Source organism: Lapillicoccus sp. (genome assembly GCF_039935575.1).
Taxonomy (GTDB): domain Bacteria; phylum Actinomycetota; class Actinomycetes; order Actinomycetales; family Dermatophilaceae; genus Lapillicoccus.
Genome location: NZ_JBDTKA010000078.1, coordinates 1 through 15,751, shown reverse-complemented (window position 1 = coordinate 15,751; position 15,751 = coordinate 1). Strand labels below are relative to the sequence as shown.

At 69.9% G+C, this 15,751-nt stretch carries 13 protein-coding genes; 6 read left to right on the top strand and 7 right to left on the bottom strand.

Going from position 1 to position 15,751, the window contains the following annotated elements; genetic code table 11:
* From ABI385_RS09610 to ABI385_RS09580, 7 genes are all read right to left on the bottom strand, one after another.
* On the bottom strand, window positions 1–1,142 hold a 1,142-nt coding region (locus tag ABI385_RS09610; protein WP_348103527.1), incomplete at its 3' end, for a serine/threonine protein kinase.
* Window positions 1,139–2,341, bottom strand: coding sequence for a hypothetical protein (locus tag ABI385_RS09605; RefSeq protein WP_348103526.1), 1,203 nt, complete (start codon window positions 2,339–2,341; stop codon window positions 1,139–1,141). The genes ABI385_RS09605 and ABI385_RS09610, both read right to left, overlap by 4 nt.
* Before the next feature lie 7 nt (window positions 2,342–2,348).
* Window positions 2,349–3,317 carry a glutamate ABC transporter substrate-binding protein gene (locus tag ABI385_RS09600; RefSeq protein WP_348103525.1) on the bottom strand — a complete coding sequence of 323 codons (969 nt, stop codon included), beginning with the start codon at window positions 3,315–3,317 and terminating at the stop codon, window positions 2,349–2,351.
* Window positions 3,314–4,675: a hypothetical protein gene (locus tag ABI385_RS09595; protein WP_348103524.1), complete on the bottom strand. Its 1,362-nt coding sequence runs from the start codon at window positions 4,673–4,675 to the stop codon at window positions 3,314–3,316. Before ABI385_RS09595 ends, ABI385_RS09600 begins: the two co-directional genes overlap by 4 nt.
* Window positions 4,672–6,360: an AAA family ATPase gene (locus tag ABI385_RS09590; protein ID WP_348103523.1), complete on the bottom strand. Its 1,689-nt coding sequence runs from the start codon at window positions 6,358–6,360 to the stop codon at window positions 4,672–4,674. Before ABI385_RS09590 ends, ABI385_RS09595 begins: the two co-directional genes overlap by 4 nt.
* Window positions 6,357–6,950: a hypothetical protein gene (locus ABI385_RS09585; protein WP_348103522.1), complete on the bottom strand. Its 594-nt coding sequence runs from the start codon at window positions 6,948–6,950 to the stop codon at window positions 6,357–6,359. Before ABI385_RS09585 ends, ABI385_RS09590 begins: the two co-directional genes overlap by 4 nt.
* Window positions 6,951–7,067: 117 nt before the next feature.
* Window positions 7,068–8,246, bottom strand: coding sequence for a toxic anion resistance protein (locus ABI385_RS09580; RefSeq protein ID WP_348103528.1), 1,179 nt, complete (start codon window positions 8,244–8,246; stop codon window positions 7,068–7,070).
* Window positions 8,247–8,571: 325 nt separating this feature from the next.
* On the opposite strand from ABI385_RS09580, the gene ABI385_RS09575 reads away from it, so the two are divergent.
* The 6 genes from ABI385_RS09575 to ABI385_RS09550 all read left to right on the top strand — a co-directional run.
* The gene (locus ABI385_RS09575) at window positions 8,572–9,051 is read left to right on the top strand and encodes an SRPBCC family protein (protein WP_348103521.1); all 480 of its coding nucleotides are present in this window, start codon (window positions 8,572–8,574) and stop codon (window positions 9,049–9,051) included.
* Between the two features lie 112 nt (window positions 9,052–9,163).
* Window positions 9,164–10,717 (top strand): FAD-linked oxidase C-terminal domain-containing protein, encoded by a 1,554-nt coding sequence (locus ABI385_RS09570; protein ID WP_348103520.1) that lies wholly within the window; start codon window positions 9,164–9,166, stop codon window positions 10,715–10,717.
* The gene (locus tag ABI385_RS09565) at window positions 10,717–11,994 is read left to right on the top strand and encodes an FAD-binding oxidoreductase (protein WP_348103519.1); all 1,278 of its coding nucleotides are present in this window, start codon (window positions 10,717–10,719) and stop codon (window positions 11,992–11,994) included. The genes ABI385_RS09570 and ABI385_RS09565 overlap by 1 nt, the downstream gene beginning before the upstream one ends.
* Before the next feature lie 3 nt (window positions 11,995–11,997).
* Window positions 11,998–13,404, top strand: a complete 1,407-nt coding sequence (locus ABI385_RS09560; protein ID WP_348103518.1) for a heterodisulfide reductase-related iron-sulfur binding cluster — start codon at window positions 11,998–12,000, stop codon at window positions 13,402–13,404.
* A 29-nt stretch (window positions 13,405–13,433) separates the two neighbouring features.
* Window positions 13,434–15,185 (top strand): L-lactate permease, encoded by a 1,752-nt coding sequence (locus tag ABI385_RS09555; protein WP_348103517.1) that lies wholly within the window; start codon window positions 13,434–13,436, stop codon window positions 15,183–15,185.
* 132 nt (window positions 15,186–15,317) lie between these two features.
* The coding region (locus ABI385_RS09550; protein ID WP_348103516.1) for a (Fe-S)-binding protein at window positions 15,318–15,751 on the top strand (434 nt) is incomplete at its 3' end.

The following is a 15,751-nucleotide window of genomic DNA, read 5'->3' as shown; positions in this document are numbered from 1 at the left end:
GTGCCGCCGACGTACTCCATGACGATGTAGCCGGCGTTGTCGTGGGTGACGAAGTTGTAGATCTCGACGATGTGCGGGTGCGAGACCTGCGCGAGGAACCGCTGCTCGGCGATGGCCGCTGCCAGCGCGTCGGGGTCACCCGAGTTGAGCAGGCCCTTGAGGACCACCCAGCGGTTGGACACGTTCTTGTCGCGCGCGAGGTAGATCCAGCCCAGGCCGCCGTGGGCGAGGCAGCCGGCCACCTCGTACTGGCCCGCGACGAGGTCGCCGGCAGCGAGCTTGGGGTTGAACGAGAACGCTTGGCGGCACTTGGCGCAGAACCCGGTCGTACGACCGGCTTTGCCGTCCTTGCCCCGGCCGACGGGGCTTCCGCAGTTGGAGCAGAACCGTTTGTCCTCGGGGACCACCGGGTCGGACATGATCGCCTTGAGGGCGTCGATGGCCGGGGTCGGCGGGATCGTGGTGAGGCCGGCACCCAGCCGGGCGGCCCGCAGCCGCTGCGAGTCGCTGCGGACCCGGCGAGTGGTCTTGCTGCCCGGCTGACCGGCCCGCGCCGAGCCCAGCGCGGTCGAGGTCAAGCGGTTGCTCGCCCGCGACATCGTCGACGGCGACGAAGACACCCCCGCGGGAACCGTTGCCGCAGAGAGGGGTTCGGTGGACTCGCCAGAGGCGCCGCACTGGTCGCAGTAGCCGTCGACGAGGTGGCCCTGGCAGCCGGGCTGGTTGCACGCAGTTCCGTTGGGGATCGAGGAGCTGACCTGCTGCTGGACGGCGGGCGGTAAACCGCTGCCGTCGTCCGAGTCGCCGTTGGGGTCGCCGTTGGGGTCGCCGTTGGGGTTGCTGGCTCTGGCCTTGGCACGCGTCGACGGCTCGCCCACCTCGACGGTGCCTCCCGGCACGCCACTCGCTGTCCCGCCTTCCCCCGGACTGCCGCACACGTCGCAGTACCCGTCGACGATCGTGCCGGTGCAGCCGGGCTGGGTGCAGGCCCCAGACGCCGTCACGATGGGGGACGCCGCGCTCGCACCCGTTGCGGTGGCTGATGCGGAGGCAGGCGTCCCGCAGACGTCGCAGTAGCCGTCGACGACGTGCCCGGTGCAGCCGGGCTCGGTGCAGGCGGGGGCTGAGGTCGTTGTGGTCATCGGCTGCCTCCCGGTTTCGTCGCAGCGGTGGCCACCCGAAGATAGGCCTGGTATGCCGCGAGCAGCGCCCGGGCCCGTCCCAGGTCGGCTGGGACGCCGGCGAGGCACGCGTCCAACCGGGATCCGAGGTCGTCGAGGTCCGGTCGCCCGGCGACGGGGACCGCGCTGGCCCGGGCCTGTGCCTGGTAGGCCCCTGTCAGCCCGCGCAGCTCTTCTCGCTCGGCCAGCGCGTCGGCATACGCCTTCTGGGCCGCGGTGAGCGCTCGCGAGACCGCGTCGAGGCGGTGCAGGTAACGCTCCAGGGCCTCGGGGTCCGTGGGCACCGCTCCCAGCGCGGTGACGTCGGGGATCGCCAGCCGGGGGGCGGGTGTCACTGCAGCGACGCACTGCGCCTCGAGCAGCCGGATGGCGGCCCCCCGGGCCGAGAGCTCCTCGCGCTGGTGCTGGGCGCGGACGGCGTCACGGGCGGCGTCGAGGCGGCGTCCCGCACTGACGATCAGGTCGCGCTCACGGGTAGAGGCGTCGTACTCGAGGGGGGCCAGCAGGCCGCCGACGTCCGCGCCGCGCTTGGCCCGTTCGGTGACGTCCGCGAGGCGTCGGTCCAGCTCGTGCAGGAGGTCGCGGGCCTGTTCCCGGGGTGCACCCACCGGCACCACCCCGATCTGGTCGCGGATCCGCTCGACGGTCTCGCGCACGGACCGCAGGCGAGTGCCGACCTCGGCTCCCGAGGGTTCGAGGGAGAGTCGGGCGCGCAACGACGATGTCATCGCGTCCGACAGCCGGCAGGCCTCGGGGAGCGACAGGGCGAGAGCTCCCGAGGTCGAGGGGGCGAGCGAGCCGGCGGCCGAGTCGGGAGCCACGTCGAGCCGCCCCCAGATCAGAGCCGAGATCCGTTCCGCCTCTTTGCGCCCGACGCGGCCGTTGTCGAACGTCACCTCGAGCAGGTCGTAGCGGTCGGAGATGGCCTTCCAGAGTGCCATCGAGACGAGCATGTCGCGGCTGAACGAGTCCCGCTCGCTCGAGGCGAGGGCGGCCGAGTCGAGCCCGTCGAGCTCGTCCTTGCGTCTGTCCCGCCACACGCCGAGGTCCCGCAGGAAGGCGAAGGCCTCCTGCGGCGTCACGGTGCCGCCGAGCCGTCCGGGCGCCTCGAGGGCGCCACCGGTCGAGGGCGGCGTGGGGGGAGTCAGGTCGAGGGACACGCCGACCTCAGCCCCGTCCGTAGACGGCCTGGGGCGGCAAGGCGTCTGCCCCGAGGGTCGAGGCAAACCACTTGTCGTAGCTGGTCTTCCATGCTCCGTCGGCCTTGTAGGTGTCGAGCACCCTGTTGATGTAGCGAACGAAGTCGACCTGGTCCTTGTTGACCCCGACCCCGTAGGGCTCCGAGGTCAGCGGTGCGATCGTGGGCACGTACGCATACGGGTCCTGTGCGGCGAGCCCGGCCAGCACGGTGTCGTCGCCGGCGATCGCGTCCACCTTGCCCTGCTGGAAGAGCACAAGACAGCCGGTATGCGTCGCCGCCCCGACCGCCTCGACCCCGGCGGTCGCCTTGACCTTGTCCATGCTGGAGGTGCTGTTCGGTGCGCAGACCTTCTTGCCGGCGAGCCCTTCGAGGGAGGTGACCTTCGACCCCCTCTGGACCAGGATCTTCAGGCCCGACTGGTAGTACTCCGACGAGAACGCGATCTGGGTCCACCGGTCACAGGTCATCGTCATGTTGCGCACAACGATGTCGACCGTGTTGTTCTGCAGCAACGGAATCCGGTCGCCGGACTGGATGACGGTGAGCTGGACCTTGTTCGCGTCCCCGAAGATCGCCTTGGCGATCGCGTGCACGACGTCGATGTCGAAACCCTCGATCTGGTTGGTCAACGGGTTGCGCGACGCGAGCTTCAGCGAGTCTGCCGACACCCCGGCGACGAGGAGGCCGCGATCGCGGATCGCGGCTAGCTTGCCGGTGAGCGCCCCCGAGGCCGGCAGCGCCGCAACGGGGTTGTAGGACTGGGTGGCGTTGTTACAGCTCGCGGGTGCTGCCGTGGCCGTCGAACCCTGGGCGGCCGTCGTCGACGTGGTCGTCGGGAGGGGAGTCTGCGCATACCCGGCCGTGCTGCAGGCAGCCAACAGGCCCGCTCCCACCAACGCGGGAACGACGGCCAGGCGGGAGCCGAGCCGCGTCACCGGTACTCCTCCGCGCGCTGGCCGACGCCGCGGATGGCGAGCAGGGCTGCCGCCAGGCAGAGGACGAGCAGCACCCATCCGGCGATGTTGGCCCAGGTGACCGGTGCCAACAGGGCCGCCTCGGTGTTCGCCTTTGCCGTCGACAGCGCGGTCGTGACCTGGGTGTCGAACGCGGCGAACGTCGTGTTGGCCGAGGTGGCCTCGCTCGATCCGGCGGCCGCGACGGCCTGGTCCCACTGGCCCGAGTCGTCCAGCTTGCGGATCGCCTGGTGAGCCGTGGTGTACGCCGACCAGGCGTTCTGCAGGCCGGCCCACGGTTGGCCGCTCGCGCGGCCGATCTGGGACGTCACGCTGGCTGACTTGGTCTGCCACGCCTTCTCGTACTGCTGGCCCGAGCCGCGGGCGATGAGGGTCAGGCTCTCGTTTGACTTGGCGTCGAACGCAGCCGAGCGGGCCGTTGCCAGGGCCACGGTCGAAGCGAAGTCGCCGTTCTGTGCGGTCTGGACCTGGCTGCCGACCGACCTCAAGGTCAGCGACCCCAGCAGGAGAGCCGCGAGGACGAGGACCGCCCCGACCGCCAGCGGCACGTTGAGGTAGCGGTGGGTGCGCCTGGCCAGCCAGACCATGACGAAAGCCAGGGCGACGAGGCTGATGAGCCCCACGGCCACCAGGCCCGCCGCGCGGCTGGCCGAGGCGAACTCGGTGGCCGCCCGCTCCTTGTTGGCCGCGATGAGGCGGTCGAGGATCGGCAGTGCCGACGAACGCAGTGACGCACTGGCGTTGCTGAGGTAGGTCGCCCCGACCGGCAGCCCCTGCCGGTTGTATGCACGGGCCTGCTCGACGTTGGCGGCATAGGTCTGGACCTGCTGGTTGAGGGCACCCAGAGCTTCACCATCGGCCGGCTGCTCCTGCGCTGCCACGGCGATGTTCGTCGCCACCCGGCCGAGGCTGGCGTCGTAGTCGGCGCGTTGCTGCGGGCTCTCCAGGCCCCCCACGAGGAACGCTGACGTCGCGTCGGCGTCTGCTTCGAGCAGGTCGGCGTAGATTCCGAGCACCCTCACGACCTGCGCCGTGTTGTGGTCCGATCTTTGCAGAGCACTCGCAGCCGACCAGAGCGAGCCTCCTCCGATGACTCCGAAGAACGCCGCGAACAGGGCGGCGACGACTCCGAAGATCCGCATCCGACCCTGGGTGCCCTCGAACGCGGACTTGGCCACGTCGCTGACCCGTGCACCAGGTGGCGGGGCAGCTTCCACACCGGGCTGCACCACCGTGCCGCGAAGCGGGGGTGGAGCGCCCCGGGCGACCTGACCGGAAGAGCGGGGCGCGCTGGAACGCGCGAGGGGAGCCTGGGTCATGTCGCTCCTCCTCGCGAGGTCTCGGGTGTCACGGCTGGCTCGGGGTCGTCGTCGAGCGCGCCTGCCTCTTCCGACGAGTGCGGGGTGTGCTGGGGTTCCCGTGACGTCTCCGCGGCTCCGTCGGCCTGGCTGCCGACTTCGCTGACCGGGTCCGGTGCGGGATCGTCGCTGGAGGCACGGAAGTCCTCGGGGAGCAGGGCGCGCAGCTGGTCGACGGTGGGTTCGTCGACGTCCTGCAGCCGCCAGGCGTGTCGACCGATGGCCTCCTCCAGCAGGTTGCGGGCGAACCGGCCGTTGCCGAACGCCTGCGTTCGGGCGGTGCCGGCGAGGATCCCGCGGAAGGTCATCTCGGTCTCGCGGGACACGTCGTAGTCGGCAGCCCCAGCGAGCTTGCGCAGGATTGCGACCAGCTCGTCGTCGGAGTAGTCGTCGAACTCAACGGTGGTCTTGAACCGGCTGGCCAGGCCGGGGTTCGCGCCGATGAACGCCACCATCGGCTCGGTGTAACCCGCCACGATGACGACCAGGTCGTCACGCCGGTCCTCCATCTCCTTGACCAGCGTGTTGATCGCCTCGTTGCCGTACTGGTCGCCGCCGAGGGAGTAGGCCTCGTCGATGAACAGCACCCCACCCGCGGCCTTGCCGCAGACCTCGACCGTCTTCATCGCGGTCTGGCCGAGGTAGCCCGCGACCAGCTCGGACCGGTCGACCTCCACCAGCTGGCCGCCGGTCAGCAGGCCGAGGGCCTGGTAGATGCCCGACACCATCCGGGCCACGGTTGTCTTGCCGGTGCCCGGGTTGCCGACGAACACCAGATGCCGGGTCACGTCGGGGTTGCGCATCCCAGCAGCCTTGCGCTTCTGCTCGACCTTGAGCATCGCGACCTGCTGGTGGACCTCCCGCTTGACCTGACCCAGCCCGATCATCGCGTCGAGATCGCCCAACAGCTCCTCGACGCTGCGGGGGGGCTCGGCGGGCGCTGCTGCGGCCGCGGTACTGGTGGCGGTGTCCGCCTGGGTGCCGGCCTGCGGGGCTGGGGCCGGACCAGCAGGCTGCTCGGGAGCTGCGGGCGGGGCCGACTTCGGACCAACGGGGGTCCCCGGCTCGAGCGGCCCGCCCGCGGCCCCGTTGGCCGAACCGAGCGCCCCGATCAGCCGCAGGGACTCCTGGATCCGCGGGTCACGCAACGGGCTGAGCGACGGGTCGTAGGCCGGTGATACGCCTCCCGGTGCGAGGCCGCCGGAGCCAGCGAAGGAGCCGGGGTCCAATGGCGCCCCCGCGCCCAGCCGCTGGGCCTGCGAGGTGCCGAGGACGTTCTGGGTCACTGCTGCGTTGGAGCCGGCCAGCGTGGCGGCAGCCTCGACGACCGCGGCGAGCGCGTCGGCATACTCTCCTGCTCCGGTGCCGGTCGAGCGCAGGTGGGTGACGAGGGTCGTGGGGCTGGCCCGCCATCTGCGGCCCGACGACGCCGAGTTCATGAACGCCGCGTTGGCGGCTGCGATGTCGTCTGCGTTGGCCATCCCGGTTGCTCGTGCCCAGTCCTGGGCCGCGCGGTAGGTGGGCTGGGCAGGCTCGGCCACGGTCGCGGCGAGGGACACGCCCTCACGACGCGCCTCGTGCGCGTCGACGCCGAGCCGCTTCGCGACGGCGGCCAGATCGTCGAGGGCCTTCTCGAGCGCCGTCACGAAGGGTTCCGCCCCGGCGGGGGAGTGAGCGGTGACGGCAGGTCGGACGCGCCGTCCGCACCGGGCTGTGGTGGCAGGGGCGTCGAGCCGATCCGCAGGTCACCGCCGCCGGCGACGCTGCCGAACTTCTCCTGAAGGAACCGGCCGTGCACCACCAACGCCTCGGCGTCGGCGCGGCACACGGCGTCGAACACCTTGTCCATCGTCGCGCCGAGCAGGTCCAGCTGGTCGATGAGGATCATCAGCGGCGTCTTGCCCCGGTCGACCGGCCGGGAGTCGGCCCACTGGCGGGGCAGTCGGAGGTAGCCGCCGATGGCGTCCGGAAGGTAGTTGGTCGCGGTCGCCATCACGTTGTATGCCTGCGGGCTGCCCTGTCCGAGGGTCTCGAGCCGGGGCACGGTGTCGCGGACCGTGCGGGCGACCCGCCCCAGCCGGGACCGGACCATGGCCGGCGCCTTGCCGTCCCGGGCCTGCTGCTCGACCCTGTCCACCGCGTCCAGCAGGTCCTGGCTGGTCGGGACGTGGTGCGTGGGGGCAGGGTCGGGGACAGCCTGCCTGGTCCCGAAGCCAAACCACGCGCCGATGCCCATCGCTCCATTGTCCTGTTCGTGCTGTCGGTGGTGTCGCGCGGGTGCCGGTGCTGGTACCCGTGGGTAGGGTGGTCTGGCGTCGGGCGGTCGGCTGGGGCTGGCTGGTCGAGTGGGTGGTCAGCGACCGAGGTCGAGTGACCCGGCCATGACCTGGGTGTTCTGCCGGTTCGCCCGGTCGAGATAGGCCTGCGACTTGGCCACCTCGGTCTCGAGGGTGCCGATCGTCGCCGACATCGCATCCAGGGCCTGGACCTTGTAGGTGTCGATCGCGTCCATGGTCTGGTAGATGTTCTGGAACGCCGCCTGCAGCTGCGGCAGCCCGATCGTCGCCGAGGCTGCCTGCTCCTGGATCTTGACCGAGTTGTCGCGCAGCATCTCCGAGGTCGACTGGATCAGGTTGCTCGTCGTCGTGTTGAGAGCGGTGATCTGGTCGAGTACGAGCTTCTGGTTGCCGAGGGCCTGCGCCACGATCACAGCCGTGCGCAGCGCCGAGACCGTCGTCGTGGAGGCACGGTCGACACCCTTGATCAGCTCGATGTTGTTCTTGATGGTGATGTCGATGGCGAGGTAGTTCTGGATCGAGACGGCGAGCTGGGTGAGCAGGTCTTGGTGCTTCTGCCGGACGTAGAACAACACGTCCTGCTTGAGCGCCGTCGCCTTCTCGGGGTCGGTGGCCTCCAGGGTCGCTATCTCGGCCGTCAGCCGGGCGTCGAGGCGCTCCGCGATGTAGACGTACTGGTTGAGCCGGCCCATGGAGTCCCAGAGGTTCTGCTTCTCCATGTTGAGCGCGGTGTTGTCCTTCTGCAGCTCGTCCTGGCCGTCGCGCAACGAGTGCAGGATCCCGTCGAGGTGGGACTGTGCCGACTGGTATTTGCGGAAGTAGTCGGTGATCCGGTCGCCGAACGGGATCATCCCGAGTACCTTCTTGGCGCCCTTCGCCTGCGACGGGTCCAGGTCCTCGACGGTGCGCCGCAGGTCAAGCAGGGTCTTGCCGACCTTGCCTCCCTCGCTGAGGCCGCCGTCCTTGAGCGCCTTGACGGGCGAGCGCAGCAGACGGTTGCTCGACTCGGCGGCCCGGCGGATGTCGTCGTCGCCCATGGTCCGCACGTCGGTCGCCTTGGCGTCGAACTGCGGGGACTTGGCCTGGGCCGTCAACAGCGCCTGAAGATAGCCGTTGACCTTCGCATCCAGACCAGGGATCGCAGCCGCCGGCACCTGGGGGGCCATCTTGGGCGCTGCCGTCGCGTTGACCGCCTGGACCGCGACCGGCGGTTCCAGGGTGAGCACGGACGCCATAGGCGGAGCGAGCGGCTGCACGGCCTCGGCCGACTGGGCGGACGGGGGCGCCGCTGCTGCTCCCGCGGCTGCAGGCTGGTCGGTCATGTGCAGGTTCTCCCATCGATGGGCGCTCATCGGTTCGCTCACGCGGCGTGTCCCTCCCGAGCAGGGGCACGGCTTACCGGCCCCTCCACCGGACGAGTCCACAATCTACGCGGTTCCCTCTCCGCTCGTACTCCGGTTCGTCAGTGACCGACCCTGACCGACCCCTGGCCGACCCCTGACCGGCCCTGGACCTGCTCGTCGGTTTGCGCTCCGCCTCGAGCCGCGACACGATCGAACGATGGCTACCGAACACCACACGACCGACACCCGGATCACCGTCTCGCGCACCTTCGACTCACCGGCTCCCGAGATCTTCGACGTGCTGACCCTGCCGTCCCGGCACAAGGAGATCGACGGGTCTGGATTCATCGTGTCCGACGACCACACCAACCGGATCACCGCCGTCGGGCAGGTGTTCACCATGAACATGACCGGTGACCACATGGGCGGCGACTACCAGACCGACAACCACGTGGTCGGGTACGACAAGAACACCCTGGTTGCGTGGAAGACGGCACCGGCCGGCACCGAGCCTCCCGGGTGGGAGTGGGTCTGGGAGCTCAAGGCCGACGGACCGGACTCGACCGAGGTCACCCTCACCTATGACTGGGCCGCGGTCACTGACAAGGCCCTGCTACAAAAGGTGCACTTCCCGCTAGTCTCCGAGTCTCAGCTCGAGGACTCGTTGGGCAACCTCGCCTCCGCCGTCGCCGGCTGACCCGCGGCAGGCCCGAGGGCATGGTCCTTAAAGTGCACGGCATGCAACCATCGTTGCGGAAGATAATTTTCGTATAGTGGAATTTGCTCTCTCGATCACAGGAGATCGGCGCATGGTGACACCGGCAGGCGGGCGAACCAAGAACCGCAAAAACAGTGACCGCTCGGAGGCCGGACGCGGGGCTGGCGGGGACTCCACGGATGGCACGCCCCTCGTGTCGCGCGTCGCGGCCGACATCGCGTCGGTGCTGCCCGCGGCCGCCGTCATCACCGACCGGCAGCGGTTGCGCACCTACGAGTGCGACGGCCTGGCGCAGTACAAGGTCACCCCGGGCCTGGTCGTCCTCCCGGAGAGCGCGGAGCAGGTTGCCGCGGTCGTCGCGTCCTGCTCGCGCCACAGCGTCCCGTTCGTCGCACGTGGCTCGGGCACGGGTCTCTCGGGCGGGGCCCTCCCGCACGCCGAGGGGGTGCTCATCGTCCTGGCCCGGATGCGCTCGATTCTGCAGCTTGACCGGGCCAACCAGCGCGCCGTCGTCGAGCCCGGGGTCGTCAATCTCCAGCTCACGAGGCAGGCCCAGCCGCTGGGCTACTACTTCGCGCCGGACCCCTCCAGCCAGCAGATCTGCTCGATCGGGGGCAACCTCGCGGAAAACTCCGGCGGGGCGCACTGCCTCAAGTACGGCTTCACGACGGGACACGTGACCGGGGTCCAGATGGTGACCCCGACCGGAGAGCTCGTCCGGATCGGCGGCAAAGCCGTCGACGCCCCGGGGTACGACCTGCTCGGAGCCGTCGTCGGCTCGGAAGGCACGCTCGGCGTCGTCACCGAGATCACCGTGCGGCTGACGAACACCCCCGAGGCGGTGAGCACGCTCCTCGCCGCGTTCGAGGACACCGACGCCGCCGGGCAGGCGGTCTCGACGATCATCGGCGCCGGAGTCATTCCCGCGGCCATCGAGATGATGGATGCCCTGGCCATCGAGGCGGCCGAGGCCGCGGTGCAGTGCGGCTACCCCGAGGGAGCCGGTGCAGTGCTCATCGTCGAGCTCGACGGCTCCGCCGCCGAGGTGGAGCACCAGTTTGAGCAGGTCACCCAGTTCTGCACTGCCGCAGGCGCTTTCGAGATCCGGATCGCTGAGGACGACACGCAACGGGCGCTGTTCTGGAAAGGCCGCAAGTCTGCCTTCGCCGCCGTCGGGCGGATCAGCCCCGACTACATCGTCCAGGACGGGGTCGTCCCCCGGACCGCCCTTCCGGAGGTGCTGCGCCGGATCGGCTCGATCTCTGCGGAGCACGGGGTCCGGGTCGCGAACGTCTTCCACGCCGGCGACGGCAACCTGCACCCGCTCGTCCTGTTCGACGACGCAGTGCCGGGGGAGGCCGAGCGCGCCGAGGAGGTCTCGGGCGCCATCATCGACCTGTGCATCGAGTACGGCGGCTCGATCACCGGGGAGCACGGCGTCGGTTCCGACAAGGCCAAGTACATGCCGCGGATGTTCACCGACGACGACCTCGACACCATGCAGCTGCTGCGGTGCGCCTTCGATCCCGGCTCGATATCGAACCCGGGCAAGATCTTTCCGACCCCGCGGCTGTGCGGTGAGGTTCCCGGTCGCAACAAGGGCGTGCACCCGCTGGTCGCGGCCGGCGCGGCGGACCTGTTCTGATGACCGCGCGGACCAGGACCGACGCCCTCGAGCAGCTGAGCGAGATCACCGGTGGGCACGCGCGCGCCGCGCAGGACGCGGACTGGATCGACTCGGTCGACGGTATGCCGGTGCGCTGGGTAGCCAGCCCCTCAGACACGATGCAGACGTCGGCGGTCCTGCGGTTCGCCTCACAGGAAGGGATTACCGTCGTGCCGCGAGGCACCGGGAGCAAGCTGCGCTGGGGGGCCCGGCCCGAGCGGTGTGACCTGGTCCTCGACACGACGCGGCTCGACGGCCTCGTCGAGCACGCTGCCGGCGACCTCGTCGTCGTGGCCGGCGCCGGCCGGCGGATCGCCGACCTCCAGGTCGACCTCGCTGCCGCCGGCCAGTGGCTGGCCGTAGACCCACCGCGAGCGGGGACCCTTGGCGGTCTGGTCGCCACCGCGTCCACCGGACCCACGAGGTTCCTGCATGGCGCCGTCCGTGACCTGCTCATCGGCTCGACCATGGTCCGGGCCGACGGGGTCGTCGCCAAGTCCGGCGGGAAGGTCGTCAAGAACGTCGCCGGCTACGACATCGGGAAGGTTCTCACCGGCTCCTTCGGCACTTTGGGTGTCATCACCCAGGTCGCCTTCCGGCTGCACCCGCGGCCGGTGGCACGATCGTGGGTCACCGTTCCCGTCGGGTCGCCCCAGGAGGTGAACGACCTCCTCCAACGCGTCGTCCACTCGCACCTCGTGCCGAGTGGGGTCGAGCTGGACCAGCCGGCGACGAGCGAAGCCCACCTCGCGGTCCTCCTGGAAGGGTTCGGTCCGGGAGTTGCCGCCCGCACCGAGGCGGCAATGTCGCTCCTCGGCCCCCGCACCGTGGTGACTGCCGAGCCGCCGCAGTGGTGGGGTGCCGAACCGGGCGGGAACTGGGCCGACCCACCGGAAGATGCCGCTCTGTTCAAGGTGACCCATGAGATTGCCTGCGTGGGAACTGTTCTCGAGGCCGTTGCCGCGGCAGCCTCTGCCGGTGCCACTCGCGTTCACGTGCGCGGCAGCGTCGGGCTGGGCTCGCTCTACGTCGCCGTCGAAGGCGGGACGACGGGAATACCCGAGCTGGTCGGCTCACTGCGGGGGCGAGCCCGGTCCTTCGGAGGGGCGGTCGTCGTCCTCGAGGCTGCAGCGAAGGTCAAGGACCAGGTCGACGTCTGGGGGCCGGTCGAGGGACTCACCCTCATGCGCAGTCTCAAGCAGCAGTTCGACCCCGGTCGGCTCCTCTCGCCGGGCCGTTTCGTGGGAGGAATCTGACGCATGAGCAGCAACGACAACGTGAACGCCACGACCGGAACGCTCGGCACCGACGCGCCGCTGCGCGTCGACGAGCCACCGCCGGGCAGCGAGGGCGCGTTCGACGAGCACCGGCCGCCGGCCGCGGCGCTCGTCGCGGACTGCGTGCACTGCGGGTTCTGCCTGCCGACCTGTCCGACCTATGTCCTCTGGGGCGAAGAGATGGACTCTCCCCGGGGCCGGATCTACCTCATGGACGAGGGACTGAACGGCGAGCCGCTCACCGACTCCATGGTCGGGCACTTCGATGCCTGCCTCGGATGCATGGCCTGCGTGACGGCGTGCCCGTCGGGCGTGCAGTACGACCGACTCATCGAGAACACGCGCGCTCAGGTCGAGCGCCGCCACGACCGTAAGCCTGCGGACCGAGCCCTGCGGGCGGCCATTTTCTCCGTCTTTCCGTACCCGAAGCGGCTGCACCTCATGCGCGGGCCGCTGCGGCTCTACCAGCTCACTGGGTTACCCAGGGTGCTGCGTCGCACCGGGGTCCTCGACCGGCTCTCGCCGACGCTCGCCTCGATGGAGTCGCTCGCCCCGAACCTCGGCAAGGCAGAGGCGGTTCCGGAACGGGTCTCGGCACAGGGAACCCGGCGCGGCACCGTCGGTATGCTCCTCGGCTGCGTGCAGCGCGAGTTCTTCCCCGGAGTCAACGCGGCTACGGCCCGCGTCCTGGCCGCTGAGGGGTTCGACGTCGTCGCTCCCCGTAGCCAGGGCTGCTGCGGGGCGCTGTCCTCGCACAACGGTCGCGAGGAGGAGGCGGTCCGGCTGTCCCGCGACCTCATCGACGAGTTCACCGCGGCCGGCGTCGACCAGGTCGTCGTCAACTCGGCCGGATGTGGCTCGGCGATGAAGGACTACGTGCACCTGCTGTCCGACGACCCCGCGTACGCCGAACGAGCCCGCGCCTTCGGCGAGCAGGTCGTCGACATCACCGAGTTCCTCGCCCGGACCCCGCCGGTCGCCGTCCGGCACCCGCTCCCGGTCACCATCGCCTACCACGACGCGTGCCACCTCGCCCACGCCCAGGGAGTGCGAGCCGAACCACGGGAGGTCCTTCGCGGCATACCCGGGCTCGAGCTGCGCGAGATCGCGGATGCCGCGATCTGCTGCGGGTCGGCAGGGATCTACAACATCCTCTTCCCCGAGCCGGCGCGGGAGCTGGGCGACCAGAAGGCCGCCAACGTCCTCGCCACGGGAGCCCAGCTGCTCGTCACGGGCAACCCCGGCTGCCTCATGCAGGTTGCCTCGTCGATCCAGCGTGCCGGGGGCTCTATTGCCCTCGCGCACACCGTCGAGGTGCTCGACGCCTCGATCCAGGGCCGGTCTCCCGAGAGCCTCGGGATCCCGGCCGCACTACCCTCGTCCGGCTGACCGCCGGACCTCTCCTTGGAGGTCGTCCAGTGTACAAGCCCGTGCTCGACGCGGTAGGCGGTTCGCTCTTCCTCACCGCCCTTATCGCCATGATCCCGCTGGTCACGCTCTTCGTACTGCTCGGCGTGCTGCGGATGACGGCGTGGAAGGCGGCCCTGGTCTCCATGGTCGTCGCGCTGCTCGTGGCCATCCTCGCCTACCAGATGCCGACCACGCAGGCCCTGCTCGCCGGCACCGAGGGGGCGGCCTTCGGCTTCTTCCCGATCCTGTGGATCGTGCTCAACGCCATCTGGGTCTACAACATGACGGTGGTCACGGGTCACTTCGACGTGCTGCGGCGCTCCTTCGCCAAGGTCAGCGACGACCAGCGGATCCAGGCGGTCATCATCGCCTTCTGCTTCGGTGCGCTCCTCGAGGCCCTGGCCGGGTTCGGCACCCCGGTCGCGATCACGTGCGTCATGCTCATCGCCATCGGCCTGCGGCCACTCAAGGCCGCCGTCGTCGCCCTGGTCGCCAACACGGCACCGGTCGCCTTCGGCGCCCTCGCCGTGCCGATCACGACCTTGGCGACCGTGTCGGGCCTGCCGGAGCACAGCCTGTCGCAGATGGTCGGACGGCAGACGCCGATCCTGGCCGTCTTCGTTCCGATGGCGCTCGTCTTCATCCTGGACAAGGGCAAGGGCGTGCGCGAGACCCTTCCGGCGACCCTCACCTGCGGGATCGTCTTCGCCATAGCCCAGTTCGTCACCTCGAACTTCATCTCCACACCCCTGACCGACATCGTGGCATCGCTCGTCGCCGCTGCTTCCGTCGTGCTGCTGCTGCGGGTGTGGAAGCCCACCGGGCGCTACGTCGAGGCCCCCGACGCGCCGGACCTCGCTGGGGCACAGGGGTCTTCGACCCGCATCACCGCGGCCGCCGACCGCGGGGTCCAGGCCGGCAGCCCCACCGGCGGTGGCGGCGGAGACCACCCTGTAGGGCAGGGGGTCGGCACACTCGACGACCTGGCCGAGCGCGACCGGAACGCCCACGACACCAGCACCGACGTGGCCAAGGCCTACGCCCCGTACCTCATCATTGTCGCGCTGTTCGTGCTCACGCAGCTGCCCGGCATCAAGGACTTTTTCAACGCGAAGTGGGCCAACCCCTCCTTCACCTGGCCGGGACTCGACCTGCAGAACCCCAACGGCAAGCCGTCAAGCATCCCGACCTTCAAGCTGAACATCCTGTCGGCAGCCGGCACCCTGATGGTCATCGCCGGCCTCATCACGATCCCGGTCATCGGCATCTCGCCCGCGAAGGCCTGGCGCTCATACGTCGACACCTATCGGCAGCTCGGCGCCGCCATCGTCACGGTCATGGCCGTACTGGCGCTTGCCTACGTGATGAACGCCTCGGGTCAGACGGCCACCCTGGGGACCTGGCTGGCCGGCTCCGGTGGGCTGTTTGCGATCGTGTCGCCCATTCTGGGGTGGCTCGGGGTGGCCGTAACCGGGTCGGACACCTCGTCGAACTCGCTGTTCGGGGCGCTGCAGGTCTCAGCCGCCCGTCAGACCGGGCTGCCTGAGGTACTCATGGCCGCCGCCAACTCCTCGGGAGGCGTCCTGGGCAAGATGATCTCTCCCCAGAACCTGGCCATCGCGGCAGGCGCGGTGGCTCTCGGAGGGCGCGAGGGCGACATCTTCCGGAAGGTGCTCAGCTGGTCGCTGGTTTTCCTCGTCTTCATGTGTGTCATCGTCTACCTGCAGTCGACACCCCTCCTGTCGTGGATGATCCCCTAGTCATCGAGGCGGTGGCGGTCGAAGCGGGGATCCGCTGGGTCGCTGCCGTTAGGGTCGGTTCATGAGGGTCGCGCTGATGCTCACCTGCATCAACGACGCGCTGTTCCGGAGACGGGGAAGGCGGTCGTCCGGTTGCTGCGCCGCCTCGGTGTCGACGTGGACTTCCCTGCGGGACAGACCTGTTGCAGCCAGCCGATGGTCAACACCGGGTACTTCGACGAGGCGGTGCCGGCGGTCCGGCAGTATGTGCAGGCGTTCGAGGGCTACGACGCGGTCGTCATCCCATCGGGGTCCTGCGCCGGCGCGGTCCGTCACCAGCACTCGATCGTGGCCCGACGCTCGGGCGACCCCGGCCTGGTTGCGGCCGTCGAGCGGACCAGCCCCCGGGCCTACGAGCTGAGCGAGTTCCTCGTCGACGTCCTCGGCGTGCAGGACGTGGGGGCCTACTTCCCGCACCGGGTGACCTATCACCCGACCTGCCACTCGCTGCGGATGCTTGGCGTCGGCGACCGTCCGATGCGACTGCTCCAGCACGTGCGCGGGATCCGGTTGGTGGAGCTCGACGC